This window comes from Burkholderia cepacia, from assembly GCF_001039005.1.
In the GTDB taxonomy this organism is placed as follows: domain Bacteria; phylum Pseudomonadota; class Gammaproteobacteria; order Burkholderiales; family Burkholderiaceae; genus Burkholderia; species Burkholderia theae.
Genome location: NZ_LDWR01000023.1, coordinates 80,942 through 101,619 on the forward strand (window position 1 = coordinate 80,942; position 20,678 = coordinate 101,619).

Annotated in this window: 17 protein-coding genes; 14 read left to right on the forward strand and 3 right to left on the reverse strand. The window is 68.3% G+C overall.

All coding sequences use genetic code 11. The features are described 5' to 3' along the window. Positions 1-37 precede the first annotated feature (37 nt). The 9 genes from VL15_RS14675 to VL15_RS14715 all read left to right on the forward strand — a co-directional run bounded on the left by VL15_RS14675 (position 38) and on the right by VL15_RS14715 (position 9,357). Positions 38-733 (forward strand): ABC transporter permease, encoded by a 696-nt coding sequence (locus VL15_RS14675; protein ID WP_048246356.1) that lies wholly within the window; start codon positions 38-40, stop codon positions 731-733. Positions 734-786: 53 nt separating this feature from the next. Next, positions 787-1,980, forward strand: a complete 1,194-nt coding sequence (locus tag VL15_RS14680) for a pyridoxal phosphate-dependent aminotransferase (protein ID WP_048246357.1) — start codon at positions 787-789, stop codon at positions 1,978-1,980. Positions 1,981-2,021: 41 nt separating this feature from the next. Continuing rightward, the gene (locus VL15_RS14685; protein ID WP_048246358.1) at positions 2,022-3,032 is read left to right on the forward strand and encodes a succinylglutamate desuccinylase/aspartoacylase domain-containing protein; all 1,011 of its coding nucleotides are present in this window, start codon (positions 2,022-2,024) and stop codon (positions 3,030-3,032) included. 393 nt (positions 3,033-3,425) lie between these two features. Then, on the forward strand, positions 3,426-5,810 hold the full coding sequence (locus tag VL15_RS14690; protein ID WP_048246359.1) for an ATP-binding protein: 2,385 nt from the start codon (positions 3,426-3,428) through the stop codon (positions 5,808-5,810). A gap of 10 nt (positions 5,811-5,820) precedes the next feature. Continuing rightward, the gene (locus VL15_RS14695; protein ID WP_419188668.1) at positions 5,821-6,561 is read left to right on the forward strand and encodes a methyl-accepting chemotaxis protein; all 741 of its coding nucleotides are present in this window, start codon (positions 5,821-5,823) and stop codon (positions 6,559-6,561) included. Continuing rightward, on the forward strand, positions 6,558-7,130 hold the full coding sequence (locus VL15_RS14700) for a hypothetical protein (protein ID WP_048246360.1): 573 nt from the start codon (positions 6,558-6,560) through the stop codon (positions 7,128-7,130). Before VL15_RS14695 ends, VL15_RS14700 begins: the two co-directional genes overlap by 4 nt. A gap of 22 nt (positions 7,131-7,152) precedes the next feature. Beyond that, the gene (locus VL15_RS14705; protein ID WP_048246361.1) at positions 7,153-8,112 is read left to right on the forward strand and encodes a chemotaxis protein CheX; all 960 of its coding nucleotides are present in this window, start codon (positions 7,153-7,155) and stop codon (positions 8,110-8,112) included. 29 nt (positions 8,113-8,141) lie between these two features. Continuing rightward, entirely contained in the window at positions 8,142-8,507 is a 366-nt protein-coding gene (locus VL15_RS14710) for a response regulator (protein WP_006486240.1), read from the forward strand. A gap of 376 nt (positions 8,508-8,883) precedes the next feature. Then, entirely contained in the window at positions 8,884-9,357 is a 474-nt protein-coding gene (locus VL15_RS14715) for a DUF3592 domain-containing protein (RefSeq protein ID WP_048246362.1), read from the forward strand. 16 nt (positions 9,358-9,373) lie between these two features. On the opposite strand, the gene VL15_RS14720 is transcribed toward VL15_RS14715, so the two are convergent. Beyond that, on the reverse strand, positions 9,374-10,255 hold the full coding sequence (locus VL15_RS14720; protein ID WP_048246387.1) for a LysR family transcriptional regulator: 882 nt from the start codon (positions 10,253-10,255) through the stop codon (positions 9,374-9,376). 133 nt (positions 10,256-10,388) lie between these two features. Between VL15_RS14720 and VL15_RS14725 the strand changes: the two genes are divergently transcribed. Beyond that, a complete protein-coding gene (locus VL15_RS14725) occupies positions 10,389-11,816 on the forward strand; it encodes an MFS transporter (protein WP_048246363.1) in 1,428 nt (475 codons plus the stop codon). Positions 11,817-11,979: 163 nt separating this feature from the next. Continuing rightward, the gene (locus tag VL15_RS14730; RefSeq protein WP_048246364.1) at positions 11,980-12,774 is read left to right on the forward strand and encodes an enoyl-CoA hydratase; all 795 of its coding nucleotides are present in this window, start codon (positions 11,980-11,982) and stop codon (positions 12,772-12,774) included. Positions 12,775-12,936: 162 nt separating this feature from the next. Here the strand turns inward: VL15_RS14730 and alr are convergent, their stop codons facing one another. Further along, positions 12,937-14,058, reverse strand: a complete 1,122-nt coding sequence (gene alr / locus VL15_RS14735; RefSeq protein WP_048246365.1) for an alanine racemase — start codon at positions 14,056-14,058, stop codon at positions 12,937-12,939. Positions 14,059-14,360: 302 nt separating this feature from the next. Here alr and VL15_RS14740 point away from each other — a divergent pair, with 302 nt between their 5' ends. Continuing rightward, complete coding sequence (locus VL15_RS14740) at positions 14,361-14,732, forward strand: MAPEG family protein (RefSeq protein ID WP_048246366.1); 372 nt, start codon at positions 14,361-14,363, stop codon at positions 14,730-14,732. Between the two features lie 53 nt (positions 14,733-14,785). Here the strand turns inward: VL15_RS14740 and VL15_RS14745 are convergent, their stop codons facing one another. Continuing rightward, positions 14,786-15,733 (reverse strand): LysR family transcriptional regulator, encoded by a 948-nt coding sequence (locus tag VL15_RS14745; protein WP_048246367.1) that lies wholly within the window; start codon positions 15,731-15,733, stop codon positions 14,786-14,788. A 120-nt stretch (positions 15,734-15,853) separates the two neighbouring features. Here VL15_RS14745 and VL15_RS14750 point away from each other — a divergent pair, with 120 nt between their 5' ends. Next, positions 15,854-19,393, forward strand: a complete 3,540-nt coding sequence (locus VL15_RS14750; RefSeq protein WP_048246368.1) for an ATP-binding cassette domain-containing protein — start codon at positions 15,854-15,856, stop codon at positions 19,391-19,393. 529 nt (positions 19,394-19,922) lie between these two features. Next, positions 19,923-20,675: a glutamine ABC transporter substrate-binding protein GlnH gene (glnH, locus tag VL15_RS14755; protein ID WP_048246369.1), complete on the forward strand. Its 753-nt coding sequence runs from the start codon at positions 19,923-19,925 to the stop codon at positions 20,673-20,675. The last annotated feature ends 3 nt before the right edge of the window (positions 20,676-20,678 follow it).

Sequence of the window (20,678 nt, forward strand, 5' to 3'; positions counted from 1 at the left end):
TCTCCCGCATGCTTTCCCATCGAACCGGATCAACGTCATGGATCTGAGCGTACTGTCTTCCTATGGATCGCTGCTGTTGCTCGGCGTGCTGACCACCGTCAAGCTGCTCGTCATCTCGGCCGTATTCGGCTTCGGGCTCGCGATCGCCGTCGCGTTCGCGCGACTGTCGCCGAACCCGATCGTCGCGCGCGTCAGCAAGGGTTTCACCGAGGTGATACGCGGCACGCCGCTGCTCGTGCAGATCTACCTGATCTACTATGGCGTCGGCTCGTTGTTCGCGGGCTGGCCCGCGCTGCGCGACAGCGTGTTCTGGCCGTTCCTGCGCGACGGTTTCTGGTATGTCGCGTTCGCGCTCGTGATCAGCGTCGGCGCGTATGTCGGCGAGGTACTGCGTGCCGGCCTGCGCGGCGTGCCGAAGGGCGAGATCGAGGCCGCGCGCGCGATGGGGATGCGCCCGTCGATGATCGCGCGCCGCGTATGGCTGCCGCGCGCGATCCAGATTCTGCTGCCGACGTTGGCCGGCGAGACCGTGATGCTGCTGAAATCGACGGCGCTCGCATCGACGGTCGCGGTGATGGACGTGCTTGGCGCCGCGAACTATATCCGCGCGCAGACGCTGCGGACCTACGAGCCGCTGCTGGCGATCGCGGCGATCTATGTCGCGCTCGCGTTCGTGATCGAGCGCGCGTTCGGCCGGCTCGAGCGGCGCGTGCCCGTGCGCATGCCGCGCTGAATGAACCCACTGACGGCGCGGCAGCCGGACGGACGCCGCGCGATGGAGGACGCATGAACTATTCGAAGCTGGTCGATCGCCTGCAGGGCAAGCGCACGACCGCATGGGACATTCACTACGCGGCGCAGCAGGCAGTTGCCGCCGGCGAGCCGGCGATCATCCTGAGCGTCGGCGATCCCGATTTCGCGACGCCCGACGTGATCGTCGAGCGTGCGGTCGCCGCGCTGCGCGGCGGCGACACGCACTACAGCGAAGTACGCGGCCGCGCCGAACTGCGCACGGCGATCGCGCGCGAGCACGCGAAAGCGTCGGGGCAGGCGGTCGGCGCCGAGCACGTAATCGTGACGGCCGGCGCGCAGAACGCGCTGTTCGCAATGGCGATGTGCCTGTGCGAGGCGGGCGACGAGGTGATCGTGCCGGAGCCGATGTACCTCACCTACGAGGCGAGCGTGCGCGCGTCGGGCGCGACGCTCGTGCCGGTGCCGGTCGATGCATCGCGCGGTTTTCATCTCGACTTCGACGCGCTTGAAGCGGCCGTGACGCCGCGCACGAAAGCAATCTTCTTCGCGACGCCCTGCAACCCGACCGGCGTCGTGATGCCGCGCGCGGACCTCGAACGGATCGCGCGGCTCGCCTGCGAGCGCGATCTGTGGGTCGTGTCCGACGAGGTGTATGCGGCGCTGACGTTCGAGCGCGAAATGGTCAGCATCGCGTCGCTGCCGGGGATGGCCGAGCGCACGGTGACACTCGGCAGCCTGTCGAAATCACATGCGATGCCGGGCTGGCGGGTCGGCTGGGCGATTGGCCCGACGGAGCTGATCGAGCATGCGGAGCGGCTCGCGCTGTGCATGCTGTACGGGCTGCCGGGCTTCATCCAGCAGGCGGCCGTCACCGCGCTCGACAACCGGGCCGCGATCGTCGCGGACATGCGTGAACTCTACCGGCGCCGCCGCGATCTCGCCTACGCGCGCCTGCGCGACGTGCCGGGGCTGCGCTGCCTGCTGCCGGAAGCGGGGATGTTCATGATGGTCGACGTGCGCGGCACCGGGCTGGATGCGCATGCGTTCACGTGGGGGCTGTTCCGCGCGAAGCAGGTCGCGCTGCTCGACGCGAGCGCGTTCGGCGACACCGCGTCGGGCTTCGTGCGCTTCGGTTTCGTCGTCGACGATGCGCGGCTGACCGACGCGTGCGAGCGCATCGCTGCATTCGTCGCAAGCCTTGGCGCCGATTCGCGTGCGTCGTCGTGAATCGTCATGCATGATGCACCGGTCCTGAAGGAGAAAAGACGATGATCGACACGCTGAACTGGCAGGTGCCGGGCGACAACGGGCAACCGCTCGCGATCCGCGCGTGGCGCCTGTCGGCCGGCGACGGGCCGCGTGTGCACCTGCAGGCCGGCGTGCATGCCGACGAGATCGCGGGCATGCTCGTGCTGCACCGGCTGCTGCCGCAACTGTGCGCGGCGCACGATCGCGGCGTGCTGCGCGGCACGGTCACGGTCGTGCCGCAGGCCAACCCGCTCGGGCTTGCGCAGTTCCGGCAGGGGCGGCTGCTGGGCCGCTTTCACGAAACGACGCACCGCAATTTCAACCGGCATTTCCACGAATCGGCGGCTGCGCGCCGGCCCGCGACGACATTCGCCGCGTGGCAGCGCACGCTGCTTGCCGCCGCGTGCGACGCCGATATCGTGCTCGACCTCCATACCGATTCCGAGGCGCTGCCGTACGTGTACCTGCATCGCGACCTGTGGCCGGCGGGCAGCGATCTCGCCGCCGCGCTCGGCGCCGATGTCGCGATCCTGTGGGACGAGGACGACGACGGCGCGTTCGAAGGCGCCGTCGTCGCGCACTGGGCACGCAGCGGTGGCCTGAGCGACCGGCTCGTCGCGACCGTCGAGCTGCGCGGGCAGTCCGACGTGTCGGATGCGCTCGCCGAGCGCGATGCCGACGGCGTACTCGCGTTCCTGCGCGGCCGCGGCGTGATTGCGGAGTCGCCCGGCGCGCCCGACTGGCACGGCGAAGCCGTACCGATCGCGCATATGGAGACACTGATCGCACCGGTGTCGGGCGTGCTCGTCTACGAACGCGAACTCGGCGCGACGGTCGAGGCCGGCGAGCGCGTCGCGCGGATCGTCGCGCATCCGGGCGTGCCAGGCAGCGAGCATGTGCTGGTCGCGCCGCAGGCCGGGCGCATCGTCACGCGCAACCGCGAGCGGCTGGTCGCGCAGGGCGACGTCGCGCTGAAGCTGACGGGTTCGCGGCCGTCGGCCGGCTGGTCGGGCGGCGCGCTCGATCCGTAAGCGACGACGCGGGCCGGCGCGAGCCCGCGCATCGCATGCGATATTTTTCGCATCAAGGGACGGAAAGTAATCGACTCGCGCGATAATGCGCAAACGTTTTACCGATCATCAATGAAATTGAATCGGCGGAATCCGAATAAAACAATGAATATCCGCTATGCCGCCGATTCGTCACACGCCGCAGCCGTTCTGGCGCGGGTGCCCGGTGGTTAACGGTCGATCCGCGAAAAACTTTAGGGTTTTTTCGCCGCAATTAATCATTGCAATTTCCTCAATGACCGATTGAATTACGGTCATCGGACAGTCATACACCATCCCCGATAATTCGGCGCTCACATTCTTTCAATAGACCAAAGGGCGATCGAAGCCGGATCGCTGCGGGGAGCTGTACTCATGACCATCCGTCATCGCATTACGCTGCTAGTCGTCCTGACCTTCTTCGCGCTGTCCGCGATCGGCATCTATGCCGTGTACCAGACACGCAAGAGCGCGTCCGAGGTGCGTCAGGTCACCCAGGGAATCGTGCCGAGCGCGCTCGCGTCGGCGGATCTCGTCGCCGATGTGAAGAACATCCAGATCGCGACGATGACGCTCGTCTACGCGCCCGACGCGAACACCGCCGCGCAGGCGCGCGACGAGCTGAAGGCCAAGCAGGGCGCACTGCGCGCCGCGCTCGACGTGCAGGCGAAGTCGGCGGTCGGCCGCGCGCAGGAAGGCCTCGTCACGCAGGCGAAGGACAGCGTCGCGAACTATTTCGCGGCGATCGACGACACCGTGAAGATGAAGACGGACGGCAAGCCCGAAATGGCGCAGGCCTACCTGTTCGCGAACGTCGCGCAGTATCGCGACGAACTCGAAAGCATCGTCGACACGCTGCGCGTCGAGAAGAACCGCCAGAAGGACGACGCGATCAGCGCGCTGAACGGGATGCTCGCGACGACGGCGACCGCGATCGCGGGTGTCGCCGGCACGGTGATCGTGCTGCTGACCGCACTCGGCTTCGTGCTGTATCGCCAGATCACGCGCCCGCTGATCCGGATGCAGACGATGATGAGCGAGATCGCGACGAGCCAGGATTTCACGCGCCGCGTGCCGGTGGGCCGGATGGACGAGATCGGCCATTCGATCGTCGCGTTCAACGGGATGATCGAGAAGATCCAGGAGAACGCCGCGCAGCTCAAGCAGAAGACGGCGGACATCCAGGCGATGCTGCAGAACATGCAGCAGGGGATCCTGACCGTCGTCGAAGGCGGCGTCGTGCATGCGGAGTATTCCGCGTACCTCGAAACCATCTTCGAGACGAGCGACATCGCCGGCCGCGACCTGATGGCGCTCGTGTTCGACGATTCGGGGATCGGCTCCGACGCGCGTTCGCAGGTCGATGCGGCCGTGCACGCATGCCTGGGCGAAGACAGCATGAACTTCGAGTTCAACGCGCACCTGCTCGTCAACGAAGTCGCGAAGCGGATGCCGGACGGCCGCGAGAAGTGGCTCGACCTGAGCTGGTCGGCGATCACCGACGAGACCGACACGGTCGTGCGCCTGATGCTGTGCGTGCGCGACGTGACGGAGATTCGCGAGCTGACCGCGCAGGCTGGCGAGCAACAGCGCCGCCTCGAGATGATCGGCGAGATTTTGTCGATCAGCCAGGACAAGTTCCACGACTTCGTGCACAGCGCGAAGGGCTTCCTCAGCGAGAACGAGCGGATGATCCGCCAGCACGAGCGCGTCGATCACTCGATCGTCGCGGCGCTGTTCCGCAACATGCACACGATCAAGGGCAACGCGCGCACGTACAGCCTCCAGCACCTGACCAACATCGTTCATGAGGCGGAGCAGGCGTACGAGTCGCTGCGCCGTGCGGATGGCGGCCCCGAGTGGAACCGCGACGCGCTGATGGACGACCTGGCCCGCGTGCGCGAGGCGGTCGAACATTACGCGACGATCAACGCGGTCACGCTCGGCCGCAGCGGCGAACCGGCGCAGGGCGGGGCCGATTACCTGATGGTCGAACGCGCGCATATCAGCGAGAGCCTGCGCGTGCTCGACGGCGCCGATCCGGCGAACGTAGCGGACTGGCACGCGGCGCGTGATTCCGTGCGCCGCATGCTGAGCCAGCTCGGCACGCAGGGCATCGGCGACGCGCTCGGCGGCGTGATCGAGTCGCTGCCGTCGCTCGCGGCCGAACTCGGCAAGCCGGCGCCCGTCGTGCATATCGACAGCCACGGCCATCGCGTGCGCAGTGAGATCGGCGCGACGCTGAAGAACGTGTTCATGCACCTGCTGCGCAATTCGATCGATCACGGCATTGAATCGTCCGACGAGCGGCGTGCGGCCGGCAAGGCGGCGTCCGGCACGATCGACATCGCGGTCGGCGTGGGCAGCGACGAGCTGTGGTTCGTGCTCAGCGACGACGGCCGCGGCCTCGCGCTCGACCGGATTCGCGGCATCGCGCACGAACGCGGCTGGATCGATGCGGACGACAACGCGGGGCTGTCCGACGAAGATGTGGCCGAGCTGATCTTCCGGCCGGGCTTCTCGACCGCGCACGCGGTGACCGAAGTGTCGGGACGCGGCGTCGGCATGGACGCGGTACGCAACTTCCTGAAGCGCGACGGTGGCGATATCGCGCTGCGCTTCACCGACGATCATGTCGGCGCACCGTATCGCGCGTTCGAGACGATCGTGTCGCTGCCGGCCCGCTTCGCGGCGGACGGCGCCGGTCACGACGCCGTGCACGAGCGCGCACGTATCGCGGATATCGGCGCGGCGGAGTGACGAAGTGATCGTGCAGGCGTGGATGATTCAGGTTGCCGCCGCGCTGGCGGGCGGCGTTGTCGTCGCGGTGGTGGCGGCGGTCGCGTTTCGCGTGATGCGCAGGCGGCTCGTCGCGGCGATGGAACACGACGCGGATGCGTTGCGCGGCGCGCTCGAGGCGGCCGAGGCGCGCGCCGAACAGGCGGCGTCGGCGCATGCGGAAGCGGCCGATGCATGGACGCAACGCGAGGCCGAACTCGAGGATGCGCTGGCGCGCGAGGCGTCTGCGACCGGCGCGCAGCGCGACGCGCTGCAGGCGCTGTCGGCCGATCGCGCCGCGCTCGCGCAGCAGGCGATGAAGATCGCCGACGAAGCCGCGCGCCTGCGCGGGCTCGCCGGCACGTTCGAGCGCTGGCACGAGCAGATGATCTCGCTGACCACGCAGAACCAGGACATGCGCGCGAAGAACCAGGAACTGTCGGCGATCGTCGCGCACGTGTCGATCGTGTCGCTCAACGCGTCGATCGAGGCCGCGCGTGCCGGCACGGCCGGGCGCGGCTTCTCGATCGTCGCGAGCGAGGTGCGCGGGCTGGCCGCGCGCTCGCAGCAACTGTCGAACAGCTATCGCGATAGCCTGAACCGCAACGATCTCGTGACGGCTGCGACGTTCCAGGACATCCAGGCCGGCGGCAAGATGATCACGGCCGCGCTCGCGACCGTCGAGACGCTGGCCGGGCAACTGCACACGCGGATCGAAGGAGAGGCGGCGTGATCAGCGCGCAGGCCAGGGCCGGCTTCGAGCGGATCTTTTTCGATGCGGCGCGTACGCGGCTCGCGTCCGGCGGCGCGTGCGACATCCGGCCGTCCGCGGCCGACGCACACGAGCCTGCGCGTGCCGCGTCGCGATCGAAACCGAAGGTGCCGGAGCACGTCGCGGTGCTGACGATATCCGCGCTGCATTTCCGCTTGCTGCTCGCGTTGCGCTTCAGCGACGACGATGCGACGCGCCGCCGTTTCGCCGGCGCGACGGCGGGCACGAGCGGCCAGCGGCCGCTGCCCGAAGCGTTCATGGAAGTCGCGAACCTGTGCTGCGGCGCGATCAACCAGGCGCTGACCGTGCCGTTTCCCGATCTCGGGATGTCGACGCCTTACCTGCTGAGCGGCGCGAGCATCGACTACCTGCCCGCGCTCGCGCCCGATCACGTCGCCGCATACGACCTGACGCTCGACGGCGACGTGCGGGTCGGCGCGACGCTGTGCGTGTGCGCGAACGCGCCGGTCGATTTTCACATGCCGGACACGGCCACGGTGGATACCGGCGGTGAGCTCGAACTCTTCTGACCGACCATTAGGAACCCTTGACATGACCGTAGACCAACCCGTCAGCAAGGTGCTCGTGCTCGATGACAGCCGCGCGCACGCCGATGCGATCAAGCGTTTCTGCGACGAGCACAACCTGGTCGGCCTGACCGTGCGGCGCAACCGGCTGCTGAAGGTGCTGCGCTCGAACATCGATCTCGGCGCGATTCTGCTGGCCGAGGATTACGGCGGCTCGCCGGCCGAGAGCGCGATCATCGCGACGCAGATCGACGCGCTGCGGCCCGAGCTGCCGATCATCCTTCGCCGCGAATCGCTCGCGTCGCGCGACGGGCTCCCCGACGCCCTGGCGCGGGTGGCGTGTGCGGCCTACGTCGCGGACGACATGACGCCGCTCAAGCGCGCGATCGACGAATACCTGTTCGGCCGGGACTACCCGAACGCGCTCGTGCGCGGCATCTCGGAGATCACCGAGGCGCGCATCGACAGCCTGTTTCCGGGCATGGCGATCGAGCACGACACGCCGTGCATCGTGCGCGACCAGATCATCTTCGGCGAAGTGTTCAGCCTGATCGCGCTCGAAAGCGCGTGGTGCCGCGGCTACATGCTGCTGCAGACGAGCGAGCAGCCGCTGCTCGACATGCTCGGCGGCACGCGCGACGACGGCCGCGCGCCCGATTTCCGCGACGTGAACAGCGTGCTCGGCGAGCTGACCAACCTCGTGTGGGGCGCGTTCAAGAACCGCTATCTCGGCGACGCCGAGGCACTGGCGCGCCATCCGGTGCAGGTGCCGCTCGTCGTCAATCACAAGCAGAAATTCATTTCGTTCGGCGGCGACTGTCCGCAGCTCTGTTTCAAGTACCGGATGACCGACCCGGCATCGGGGCGCTCCGTCTGTCTCGACCAGCGTTTCGTGTTCAGCCTCAGCTGGTCGCCGGAGGATTTCCGCGAATCGGTGCAGGACGTGGGGCCGATGGTCGAATCGGGCGAACTCGAACTGTTTTGAAGTCAGCAACAAGGAAAGGGGAATACGGCATGGCAAAGATTCTGGTGGTCGACGATTCGGGCACGGTGCGCGACGAGGTCGCGGGCTTCCTGCGCAATCACGGGCTCGACGTCGCGACGGCGGTCGACGGCAAGGACGGGCTCGCGAAGCTCAAGGCGACGCCCGGCGTGCGCCTCGTGATCAGCGACGTGAACATGCCGAACATGGACGGCCTGACGATGGTCGAGAAGATCCGCGGCGAACTCGCGAACACGGCGGTCAACGTCGTGATGCTGACGACCGAAAGCAGCCCGGCGATGAAGGAGCGCGGCAAGGCCGCCGGCGTGAAGGGCTGGATCGTGAAGCCGTTCAAGGGCGACGCGGTGCTCGACGCGCTGAAGAAGCTCGCGGGCTGACGCGCGCTTCGCGGGTGCGGGCCGGACGCCGGTTGCGCATTCAACGCAGCGGCTCGGGTTGCGCGGCCGCCGCGTTGTCTGATGCAACCGGCGCGCGCGGCGCGGGCGTCTGCCATTGCACGACGATCATCCCCGCGAAGCGATTCGTTTGAGTTCGCGCAGCACTGGCATGCGCGCCGGCACGGCGACGCCGCGCATGTCTGGCTGCGGCAGACGATCGCGCGCGTCGCGAGCGCGGAGTAGCGGAGGGAAGCGGCGGGCAGCGGCGCAATTTACAGTGCCCCGCGATGCTCGTATCCTGCCGGATGCCGAGGGCGGCGTGCCTGCGCGTCATGCGCATCACGCCCGGCATCCACAACAATCAGGAACGGGACAGATGCCAGTGAAAATCGATCATGCACCGCTCGCCCGCACCGCCGCGCAGCACACGGAGCTGCTGATCGCGAAAGGCGTCGTGTTCACCGTGGTGGGCACGTGCATGCTGATCGGCGACGTCATGTACGCGCAGTCGACGCGCGAGTTCCTGCGGACGTCGGTGGTCGTGCCGGGTCACGTCGTCAAGTTGAACGCGGGGCCGCATCATCCGGAAATCGCATTCACGACGCTCGCGGGCGAGCATGTCGAATACCCGCAGGGCGGCGACGTCAGTGTGGCGGACGGCGCGACGGTCGAGGTGCGCTACACGCCGGATGAACCCAGGACGAGCGCGCGAATGAATACGTTCGGCGCGATCTGGGGCACCGTGCTGACCCTCGGCGGGATGGGCGCCGTGTTTTTCCTCGCCGGTATCGGGCAGCTTTGGTCGGGCGTGCGCGCATGGCGCGGCGGGCGGAACCCGGTCGCGCGCTGAATCGGTAGCCCGTTCGTTACCGGCCCGAGGGCGCGGCGGTCGCGAATTCGTCGACGACGGCTTCGATCACGGCCTGCACGCGTGCGGTCTTGTAGAGATCGGCATGCGCGACGAGCCACACGTCGAAATGATTGCATCGTCGCGGCATGAGGCGCACCAGTTCCGGCTCGGCTTCGGCGCGGAAGCACGGCAGCTCCGCGATGCCGAGGCCCGCAAGCGCGGCCTCGACCAGCATCATCGTCGACGATGTCTGGAACATCACGCGGCCGCGCGACGTCGATTCGCCGCACAGCGCATCCCACATCGTCGGCACCACCGGCTGCTGGTACATCACCAGATCGTGCCCTTCGAACGCACTGCCCGCGGCAGGTTCGCCACGCTCGGCCAGGTAGCGGCGCGATGCGTAGATGCCCGTTTCGAGATGCCCGAGCCGCCGGACGATCAGGTCCGGCGATTCCGGCCGCAACGTGCGAATCGCGAGATCCGCTTCGCGGCGCGTGAGATTGGCGATTTCCGCCGACGTCACGCACACGACGTCGATACCGGCATGCCTGCGCCGCAAGCGGGCGATCGCGGGAATGACGAAACGCTTGCCGAGCGTGTCGGTCGTGGCGATGCGCACGGACCCGGCAAGCTGCTCGTCGAGCCCCATGACACGTCGCTCGATGGTGAGAGACGCCCGTTCCATCGTTTCAGCGGGTTCGAGCAGCGCTTCGCCGGCAGGCGTCAGCACATAGAGGGCCGGGGTTCGAAGGAACAGGCGCGCGGAAAGCTCGTCTTCGAGCGCCGCGATCCGGCGTCCGACGGTCGCCTGGTCGACGTTCAGTTGTGCTGCAGCGCCCCGCAGCGTGCCGGCGCGGGCCAGGGCGAGGAAGAAGCGGGTGTTGTCCCAGTTCATGTGCATTAGCGGTTTCATCCGGCAGGGCGGTAGCGAGTGGCGGGGATGCATTTCTGCATCACGTAAATGCGAAATTATCACTTTTCTGCATCGCGAGTGGTTCCTAGACTCTCGGCTTCAGCCTGGAGTTCTCATGACCGATTGCACCTCTGCTTCCCTCGCCGCACCGCTGACGACGGCCGGTCGTCTGACGGCCCGCGAACGCCGCTTCACGCTTGCGCTCGTCGCGATCGGCATGTTCATGGCCGTGCTCGATACGACTATCGTCAACGTTGCGCTGCCGGCGATGCGCGCAAGCCTCGGCGCGACGGTCGCCGGGCTCGCGTGGATCGTCGATGCGTACACGCTCAGTTTCGCCGCGTTGATCCTCGCGGGCGGCGTCCTGTCCGACCGGTTCGGTGCGAAGCACGCCTATCTCGCCGGCCTCGCGCTCTTCATCGGCGCGTCGGCGGGATGCGGGTTCGCGTCCTCCGTGACCGTGCTCGTCGCTGCGCGATTCGTGCAGGGCGTGGGCGCGGCGCTCTTTCTGCCCGCGTCGCTGGCGATCGTGCGCAACACCTTCGATGTGCCGGCTGAGCGGGCGCGGGCGATCGCCGTCTGGGCGGGTATCGCATCCGTCGCCGCGTCGGTGGGGCCGGTGCTGGGCGGCGTGCTGGTGGAGGATTTCGGCTGGCGCAGCGCGTTCCTCGTCAACGTGCCGACCGGCGCGCTGGCGCTGGCCGGGGCGGCGGCGCTGGTTCGCGCGTCGGCCAGGCGTGACGCGCGGCGCTTCGACTGGGCCGGCCAGTTCGCCAGCGCCACGGCGCTCGGCGCGCTGTGCTTTGCCGCAATCGAGCTGCCGACGCGTGGTCCGGGCGCGGCTGAAGTCCTCGCCGCACTTCTGGTTGCCGCGCTCGCCGCCGCCGTGCTGATTGTCGTCGAGCGGCGCACCGCCGATCCGATGGTGCCGCTCGTGTGGTTTCGTAATCGCGTGTTCATTGCGATGAACGTGATGGGCACCCTCGTCTATGTCGGCTATTTCGGGTTGCTGTTCATCCTGAGCCTGTACCTGCACGGCAACCTCGGGCTGAATGCGCGGCAGACGGGGCTGATGCTGTTGCCGCTTGCATTGAGCCTGTCGCTCGGCAACCTGTTGTCGGGCAAGCTGCTCGGGCGGGCCAGCGCGACGCAGCTGATGGCCGGCGGCCTTTTCCTCGCGACGTGCGCGGTTCCGGCGCTCGCGGCCGCGCTGACGATGCACGCGCCGTGGCCCGCGGCGTGGGCGGCGATGGCGGCATTCGGCACCGGGACCGCGTTGTCCGTGGCGCCGATGATCGCGACCGTGCTCGAACAGGTGCCGGCGGATGCGGCGGGTGTCGCATCGGGATTTCTCAATGCGGCAAGGCAGGCAGGGAGCCTGCTCGGCGTCGCAATCGCCGGCGCCGCGACGATGCTGTTGCCGAATCTGATGGCGGCGCTGCGGGCGGTCGCGGTGCTCGGCTTTGCCACGTATGCAGCGGCGGTGCTGGTCGCGCTGATCGCAGGCGCGAGCATGGGGAAGCTTGCGCAGCGGCACCCGTAACGCGCGCAAGCCGAGGCGCCGCCGTGCGGCGGTGCGCAGGCATGCTGGCCGTCCCGGCTGGACGTCGCGCGCAATGTGGAGGACGATTCGTGATCATGTCAGTCGCGAACGCGGGCGCGTGCCGCCCGTGTGCGCCCGATCGAAACCCGTCGAGCGGAACATCATGGAACCCGATCAAGAGACTGCCGAGCCGATCCTGTTGCGCGAGTCGCACGACGGCGTCGTCACGCTGCGGCTGAACCGGCCGCAGCAGTTCAACGCGTTGTCCGAAGCGATGCTCGCGAGCCTGCACGATGCATTCGATACGCTGGCGGCCGATCCGCACGTGCGCTGCGTCGTGCTGGCCGCGCAAGGCAAGGCGTTCTGCGCGGGCCACGACCTGCGGCAGATGCGCGGCAAGCCGGACCTCGATTACTACCGCACGCTGTTCGCGCAATGCAGCCGCGTGATGCTGGCGATGCGCGCATTGCCGGTGCCGGTGATCGCGCGCGTGCAGGGCATCGCGACGGCGGCCGGTTGCCAGCTCGTCGCCGCGTGCGACCTCGCCATCGCGGCCGACACCGCGCGCTTCGCGGTATCGGGCATCAACGTCGGGCTGTTCTGTTCGACGCCGGCCGTCGCATTGAGCCGCAACGTCACGGCGAAGCGCGCGTTCGACATGCTCGTGACCGGGCGTTTCGTCGATGCGGCGACGGCCGCCGCGTGGGGGCTCGTCAACGAGGCCGTGCCCGAGGACGCGCTCGACGCGGCCGTCGCGCGCAAGGTCGCGGAGATCGTCGCGAAGAGCCCGGCCGCGGTGCGAGTCGGTAAGCAGATGTTCTACCGCCAGCGCGAGTTGCCGCTCGACGAAGCCTATGCGTACGCAGGCGACGTGATGGCGCGCAACATGATGGAAGAGGATGCCGGCGAAGGGATCGACGCGTTCCTCGAGAAGCGCAAGCCGACTTGGCGCTCGTAGCACGTCGCTGAACGGGCGCGTCGAACGGAGCGGGCGGGCCGTTACCGACGCGTTTTCTTCGGCTCGAATTTTCCGTCCGCCGGAACGCAAGCGGGCCGCCCGAGGCGGCCCGCAAGTGGCGCGGTATGCGCAGCGACGCGGCAGCGCATCGCCGCATTCACCTTAACGTCCGTAGCTCCCTGTCCGCAGCGCCGGCTGCGCGGTCGACGCGCCGGGCGGCACGATCACGACCGGCACGCGGCGCGCGAGCGCGCACATCAGCTCGTAGCCGATCGTGCCGCTGGCTTCCGCGACGTCGTCCACTCTCACCTGGTCGCCCCACAGCTCGACGGCCGACCCGATGCCCGCGTTCGGGCACGGCGTCAGGTCGACGGTCAGCATGTCCATCGACACGCGGCCGACGACGCGCGTCATCACGCCGTCCACCGCGATCGGCGTGCCGGTCGGCGCGTGGCGCGGATAGCCGTCCGCGTAGCCGCATGCGACGACGCCGATCCGCATCGCCTGATCGGCCGTGAAGCGGCGGCCGTAGCCGACGGTTTCTTCCGGCGACAGCGTCTGCACGCCGATGATCTTGCTCGTCAGCGTCATCGAGGCCATCAGCGGCGTATCGGCGATGTGCCGCGACGCACCCGTCGGCGATGCGCCGTACAGGATCGTGCCGGGCCGCACCCAGTCGCGGTGCGCGCGCGGATGCCACAGCACGGCCGCCGAATTCGACACCGAGCGCTCGCCCGGAATCCCCGCCGTGGTCGCATCGAACTGTTCGAGCTGCCAGTCGACCTCGCCTTCGTCGGCGTTCGCGAAATGCATCATCAGCGTGATCTTGCCGATCGACGGCGCGCTCGCCGCGCGTTCCCACGCGGCGCGGAAGGCGGCAGGCCGATAGCCGAGCCGGTTCATCCCGGAGTTCTTCTTGAGCTGGATGTCGATCGGCTGCCGCGGCTTCGCGGCGATCAGCAGGTCGAGCTGCTCGTCGCAGTGCACGGCCACCGTCAGCCGGTGATGATCGGCCAGCTCGATGTCGGCCGGTTCGAAGATCCCTTCGAGCAGCAGCACGGGCTTGTCCCAGCCGAGTTCGCGCACGCGCACGGCTTCGTCGAGATCGAGCAGCGCGATGCCGTCGGCGGCCGCGAGGCCAGGGTAGATCCGCTCGATGCCATGGCCGTAGGCGTTAGCCTTGATCACGGCCCACACGCGCGATTGTGCGGCGGTGCGGCGGATGAAGTCGAGGTTGTGGCGGACGGCGTCGGGGCGGATGTGGGCGACGATGGGGCGGGGCATGGCGATGGCTCGGGTCGGATGTCGTTCGGCGCGCGGCGGCGCAATAGGGGGCGGCGGGTTGGCGCGGTAGCGCGCCAAGCCAGTGTTGAGCGCTATCTTATTGGTGTTCGACCAGTTTTAATTAACGTATTTGTCGACGATTTGGTTGAAATTTGGGCGGCGAACCAGGCCGACCAAGGCGGTCGGCGGCACGCTCGGCCGAGTCTCCCGTCTAGAAAATCGGTGCGCGAACGGCGCGGCGCAATGCTAAGCTCTCGACGATCTTGTCATTGAACAATGTAATCATAAAGGAGGAGACTTTGATGACGACGTCCCAGCTGTGCCTGTTCATCGTGGCGCTGTTGCCGTTCCCGCTGACGTTCCTGGCGAAGGCGCGCAAGGGCTACGACAACCGTACGCCGCGCGATTACCTGGCGAAACTCGAAGGCTGGCGCGCACGGGCGCAGGCTGCGCACCAGAACGCGTGGGAAGCGCTCGCGCTGTTCACGGCCGCGCTGGTCGTCGCGTGGCACAACGGCGCGAACGCGCACCACGTCGACCAGCTCGCGATGGGTTTCGTCGCGATCCGCGTCGTTTATACGCTGATGTACCTGCTGAACTGGGCGTCGCTGCGTTCGCTCGTGTGGTTCGCCGGGATGGCGTGTGTCGTTGCGCTGTTCTTCGCCACGCCGTGACGGGTGGGTGAGCGGGCGAGGCCGGTTTTGCGTGCCGGCCCTAAGCTGCGCCCTTAAGCGCCGCCCGCGCCCCGCGCGTGACTGTCGTTGGATGCGGGCGCAACGATCTTCGCGGTGAACGGCGGCGCATCCGCCTCGCGGCGCAGGAACGCGATCAACGGATCGAGCAGCCGGTGCCGCGTCGAAGGATGGCGGCGCAGCACGAAACGCCATGACGCATCGCGTTCGAGGCCCTGAATCAGCGGCACCAGACGCCCGCTGCGCAGCTCGGGCTCGATGAGCGGCACGCGGCCGAGCGCGATGCCCGCACCGCCGACCGCCGCACCGATCACCTGGCTGAAACTGCTGTAGCGGACGATCTTCGTCTCGAAGTCGTCCGGCAGTCCGAATTCCGAGGCCCAGTTGCGCCAGTCGATCTCGGGGCTGTCCTCGTGCATCTCCTGCAGCAGCCGCGAGACGCACACGTGCCCCGACGCGTACGGATACAGCTCGGGGCTGCATACCGGAAACACCGTCTCCCGCATCAGCACGTCGTCGTCGGCTCGCAGCCGGTGCGCGGGCACGTGCACGATCGCTAGATCGACGCCGCTGCGCGCGAAATCCGGTTCGTCGTCGAGCACGACGGCATGCAGCGGCGTTTCGGGATGAAGCGACGAGAATTCCGCGAGGCGGCGCGCGAGCCACATCGACGAGAACGGCGCATTGGCGGACACCGTCAAGCGTTGCGCGGTGCCGCGAATCTCGCCGCAGGCGTCGGTCAGGCGCGTCAGTGCATCGCTGACGGCCGGCAGCAGGCGTGCGCCGGCCGGCGTGAGACTGATGCCGCCGAGCCCCGTGCTGCGTTCGAGCAGCCGCGCGCCGAGCGATTCCTCGAGCGCGCGGATCTGGTGGCTGACCGCGCTCGTCGAGACATTCAGCTCGGCTGCTGCGCGCGCAAACCCGCCGAGGCGGACAGCCGCCTCGAACGCTCGCAGTGCGCTAAGGGGAGGAAGGTGCGACATGCGGGGTATTGTAGTTGACTCAACACCCGTTGAAAAATCATCTTTTGCCGCGCGCGGGCGGCGCGGGTAGCCTCGATCCGGTCAAGAAAAACCGCACCAAAACACCGACTGGAGGGCTTCATGTATTTCGACCGACGACTATGGGCAATGATGGCGGGACTACGCTGGCGGGTGGCCGCGGCCGTCGCGCTCGGGCTGCTCGCGATGGGTGTCGGCATCCTCCGATTCGTGTTTCTCGGCCGCGTGCTGGCGCTGGTCTTTTCCGGCGCGCCGGCACGCAGCATCGGCGAAGCCGTCGTTGCAACGGCGGCTTGCGTGTTGTTGCGTGCGTGGCTCGACCATCGCCGCACGGTGCTCGCGCAACACACGGCGGGCCGTGTGCAGACCACGCTGCGCGCGCGGCTGTTCGACCGGATCGCCGCGCTCGGCCCCGCATGGTTCAGCGGCGAACGCACGGGCGGCGTGATGCTGGCCGTCGTCGACGGCGTCGAGCAGTTGCAGACCTTCTTCGGCGTCTACCTGCCGCAGCTCGTGATCGCCGCGTGCGCGCCGGTCATGATCTTCGCGGTGCTCGCATGGTGGGACGTGCCGACGGCCGCGATCCTGCTGGTCGCGGCGCTCGTCACGCTCGCGCTGCCGCAGCTCGTGCATCGCGCCGACCGGCGCGCGGCGCTCGCGCGCTCGGCCGCATTCAAGGCATTCGGCGAGGAATTTCTCGATGCGGTGCAGGGCCTGCCGACGCTGAAGGCGTTCGGGCAGAGCACCGCGTTCGGCGCGAAGCTGGCGGCGAAGGCGCGCGCGCTGTCCGACAGCACGTTCTGGGTGCTCGCGCTGGGGCTGCTGACGCGGCTCTTCACCGATCTTGGCACCGGCCTCGGCGCAGCCGCGGCGATCGCGGTCGGCGCGTGGCGCGTGCGGAACGGCGACATGAGCCTCGAGGCGCTGCTGATCGTGCTGATGGCCGGCAGCGAAATCTTCCGGCCGCTGCGCGACCTGCGCTCGGTATTGCATCAGGGGATGATCGGCCAGTCGGCGGCGAATGCGATTCACGCGCTGCTCGACGCGGGCAGCCACGCACCGGTTGCCGACGCGCCGCGCGTGACGGGCCTGCGGCCGGAGATCGCATTCGACGGCGTCAGCTTCGCGTATCCGGGGCGCCGCGCGGATGCGCATGCGGCGCTGAGCTTCTCGGTTCGCGAAGGCGAGACGGTGGCGATCGTCGGCCCGAGCGGCGCGGGCAAGTCGACCATCGTGCGCCTGCTGCTGCGCCAGCACGATGCGCAGGGCGGCGCGATCCGCATCGGCGGTCACGACGTGCGCGCGCTCGATGCCGGCCAGGTGCGCGAGATGATCGCGGTCGTCGCGCAGGATGCGACGCTGTTCGACGGCAGCGTTGCCGACAACCTGCGGCTCGGCCGCCCCGACGCGAGCGACGCGGACATGATCGCGGCCGCGCGCGCCGCCAACGCACACGATTTCATCTCGGCGCTGCCCGACGGCTACGCGACGCGCATCGGCGAACGCGGGCTGATGCTGTCGGGTGGTCAGCGCCAGCGCATCGCGATTGCCCGCGCGCTGCTGCGCGATGCGCCGATCCTGCTGCTCGACGAGGCGCTGTCGTCGGTCGACGCGGAGAACGAAGCGCTAATTCAGCAGGCGCTCGACCGGCTCACGCGCGGGCGGACGACGCTCGTGCTCGCGCATCGGCTGTCCAGCGTGATCGGCGCAGATCGTATCCTGGTGCTCGACCAGGGGCAGGTGGTCGACGAGGGCACGCACGCGGCGCTGATCGCGCGCGACGGCCCGTATCGGCGGCTGATGGGGCCGCAACTGGAAGCGGTCGCCGAATCCGTCGGCGCGGCGACGACGGCCGGTGCCACCGCGCGCGCGTCGTCGGGCCCGCAGGTGCGGCCGCTGAACGACGATGCGGCGACGATCGGCTGGCCGGAAACCCTGCAGACGCTGCTGCGCTTCGTGCGTCCGTGGAAGGGCAAGGTTGCGCTGACCGTGCTGTTCGGGATCGGCCGCGTGCTCGCATTCATCGGCGTGGGCGTGATCGGCGCGATGGTGGTCGGCGCGGTGTCGACCGGTCACGCGAGTCCCGCGCTCGTCGCGGCGCTGCTCGTCATCGCGCCGGTGGCGGCCGTTCTGCACTGGCTCGAATCGTGGCTCGCGCACGACATGGCGTACCGGCTGCTCGCGGAAATGCGCATTGCGCTGTTCGCGACGCTCGAACGTCTCGCACCGGCCGGGCTGCTGCGCCGCCGCTCGGGCGATCTCGTGTCGCTCGCAACGCAGGACGTGGAGACGGTCGAGTATTTCTACGCGCACACGCTGGCACCCGCGTTCGTCGCGGTGCTCGTGCCGGCCGCCGTGCTGATACTGCTGGCGGCGGTCGCGTGGCCGCTCGCGCTCGTGCTGCTGCCGTTCCTGCTGTGGGCCGGGCTGGCGCCCGTGCTGGCCCGGCGCGACGTCGACCGGCTCGGCACCGGCGCGCGCGAAGCGCTCGGCCAACTGGGCGCGCACCTGACCGAAACGATCCAGGGGCTCGCGGAACTGACCGCGTTCCAGGCGATCGCGCGCCGGCGCGAAGCGTTCGTCGCGGAGGCCGATGCGTACCGCAAGCAGCGCGGGAAGCTGCTCGATGACCTGTCGACGCAAAGCGCCGCGCTGGAAATCGCGAGCGGGATCGGCGGGCTGGCGGTCGCGGCGCTCGGCGCGCTGCTGTGTGCGCGCGGCTGGTTTCCGCGCGAGTCGTTGCCGCTGCTGGTGCTGGTTGCCGTGGCCGCGTTCATGCCGGTTGCGGAGATCGGTCAGGTCGCGCGCCAGCTGGCCGACACGATCGCGTCGACGCGCCGCTTGCGCGCGCTGGAGAAGGAACCCGTGACCGTGACGGACGGCGCGCAGGTGATGCCAGGCAATCCGACGGTGCGTTTCGAGAACGCGCGTTTCACGTATCCGGGCCGCAGCGTGCCCGCGATAGACCGCGTGAGCTTCGAGGTGCCGCCCGGCAGCACGGTCGCGCTGGTCGGCGCGTCGGGCGCCGGCAAGTCGACGGTCGCGAGCCTGCTGCTGCGCTTCTGGGATCCGCAGCAGGGTCGCGTGACGCTCGGCGGCGTCGACCTGCGCGACCTGCGGCTCGACGACCTGCGGCAGCACATCGCGCTGGTCGCGCAGGATACCTACCTGTTCAACGACACGCTCGAAGCGAACATCCGGCTCGCCGCGAACGACGCATCCGACGCGGACGTGCAGCGTGCGATCGACCAGGCGGCGCTCGGCGAATTCGTCGCGCGGCTGCCGGACGGGCTTGCGACGCGCGTCGGCGAGCGCGGCGTGCAACTGTCGGGCGGCCAGCGCCAGCGTGTCGCGATCGCGCGTGCGTTCCTGAAGGATGCGCCCGTGCTGATCCTCGACGAGGCGACGTCCCACCTCGACACGATCAGCGAGCAGCAGATCCGCGCGGCGCTCGAAGACCTGATGACGCAACGCACGTCGATCATCATCGCGCACCGGCTGTCGACCGTGCGTAATGCCGACCTGATCCTCGTGATCGAGCAGGGCAGCGTCATCGAGGCCGGGCGTCATGCGGAACTGCTGGCGCGGCAGGGCGCGTATGCGCGGCTCGTGTCGCATCAGGCGAGCGGGGTGGCGGCGTGACGGACGCCGGATCGGCGCGTCGCCGGCCGGTGTCGTTACGGGAATCCCGTCCCGTTCGTTGAGCCGCGCCGGCGCTTGCCGGCTTCGCGCGTGCGGCCGCCCCCGGCCACCCCGGCCACCCGGGCCACGCCGCGGCGGATCGCCGACGTTTCGCATGAACGAGCGGGCCGTCCAGCGCGAATGCGTTCATGGTTGAACGGTCGTCATCCCGTCGCGCTTGTCGCACGGGATGGCCAACCTGCCGGCCCACACCCGACACCACCATCCTCTCTTCACGCGCCGCCATCCACCTGCGCGGCGCTTCACACCGCCCATCTCCCCGTTTCCTCAGATCTATCCGGCCCGAGCGGCTCGGGTTTGTCTCGATGCATTTTTCCGTTGCGGACTTTTTTGTTGTCGTAGTATCGCGATTGACAACACATGTTGCATTAATGTCTAATTCGACATCGCATGTTGCGGTGCGGCTTGATGTCGTCGTTACCGCCGGCCGGCTGGCCGGTTACATCGCTCAATCATGCGGAGAGAAACCATGAGTCGCCGTTCCTTCCTGAAAGCCGTCGCGGTTGCTGCCGCGCTCGGCGCAAGCATCGCGCACGCGGACACCAAGACGCTCGTCGTCGGGACCGATACGTCGTTCATGCCGTTCGAGTTCAAGCAAGGCGACAAGTACGTCGGCTTCGATCTCGACCTGTGGGCCGAGATCGCGAAGGACCAGGGCTGGAAATACACGATCCAGCCGATGGATTTCGCGGGCCTGATCCCGGCGCTGCAGACGCAGAACATCGACGTCGCGCTGTCGGGGATGACGATCAAGGAGGAGCGGAAGAAGGCGATCGACTTCTCCGCGCCGTACTACGACAGCGGCCTCGCGGCGATGGTGCAGGTCGGCAACACGTCGATCAAGTCGATCGACGACCTGAACGGCAAGGTGATCGCCGCGAAGACGGGCACGGCGACGATCGACTGGATCAAGGCGCACCTGAAGCCGAAGGAGATCCGCCAGTTCCCGAACATCGACCAGGCCTACCTCGCGCTGGAAGCCGGCCGGGTCGACGCGGCGATGCACGACACGCCGAACGTGCTGTTCTTCGTGAACAACGAAGGCAAGGGCAAGGTGCAGGTCGCGGGCCAGCCGGTCAGCGGCGACAAGTACGGGATGGGTTTCCCGAAGGGCAGCCCGCTCGTGCCGAAGGTCAACGCGTCGCTCGTGAAGATCAAGGCCGACGGTCGTTACGCGCAGATCTACAAGAAGTGGTTTGGTGCCGAACCGCCGAAGATGTGAGCG

Coding starts and splice junctions, on each gene's coding strand:
- VL15_RS14675 (WP_048246356.1), top strand. CDS start 38: ATGGATCTGAGCGTACTGTCTTCCTATGGATCGCTGCTGTTGCTCGGC.
- VL15_RS14680 (WP_048246357.1), top strand. CDS start 787: ATGAACTATTCGAAGCTGGTCGATCGCCTGCAGGGCAAGCGCACGACC.
- VL15_RS14685 (WP_048246358.1), top strand. CDS start 2,022: ATGATCGACACGCTGAACTGGCAGGTGCCGGGCGACAACGGGCAACCG.
- VL15_RS14690 (WP_048246359.1), top strand. CDS start 3,426: ATGACCATCCGTCATCGCATTACGCTGCTAGTCGTCCTGACCTTCTTC.
- VL15_RS14705 (WP_048246361.1), top strand. CDS start 7,153: ATGACCGTAGACCAACCCGTCAGCAAGGTGCTCGTGCTCGATGACAGC.
- VL15_RS14710 (WP_006486240.1), top strand. CDS start 8,142: ATGGCAAAGATTCTGGTGGTCGACGATTCGGGCACGGTGCGCGACGAG.
- VL15_RS14715 (WP_048246362.1), top strand. CDS start 8,884: ATGCCAGTGAAAATCGATCATGCACCGCTCGCCCGCACCGCCGCGCAG.
- VL15_RS14720 (WP_048246387.1), bottom strand. CDS start 10,255: ATGAACTGGGACAACACCCGCTTCTTCCTCGCCCTGGCCCGCGCCGGC.
- VL15_RS14725 (WP_048246363.1), top strand. CDS start 10,389: ATGACCGATTGCACCTCTGCTTCCCTCGCCGCACCGCTGACGACGGCC.
- VL15_RS14730 (WP_048246364.1), top strand. CDS start 11,980: ATGGAACCCGATCAAGAGACTGCCGAGCCGATCCTGTTGCGCGAGTCG.
- alr (WP_048246365.1), bottom strand. CDS start 14,058: ATGCCCCGCCCCATCGTCGCCCACATCCGCCCCGACGCCGTCCGCCAC.
- VL15_RS14740 (WP_048246366.1), top strand. CDS start 14,361: ATGACGACGTCCCAGCTGTGCCTGTTCATCGTGGCGCTGTTGCCGTTC.
- VL15_RS14745 (WP_048246367.1), bottom strand. CDS start 15,733: ATGTCGCACCTTCCTCCCCTTAGCGCACTGCGAGCGTTCGAGGCGGCT.
- VL15_RS14750 (WP_048246368.1), top strand. CDS start 15,854: ATGTATTTCGACCGACGACTATGGGCAATGATGGCGGGACTACGCTGG.
- glnH (WP_048246369.1), top strand. CDS start 19,923: ATGAGTCGCCGTTCCTTCCTGAAAGCCGTCGCGGTTGCTGCCGCGCTC.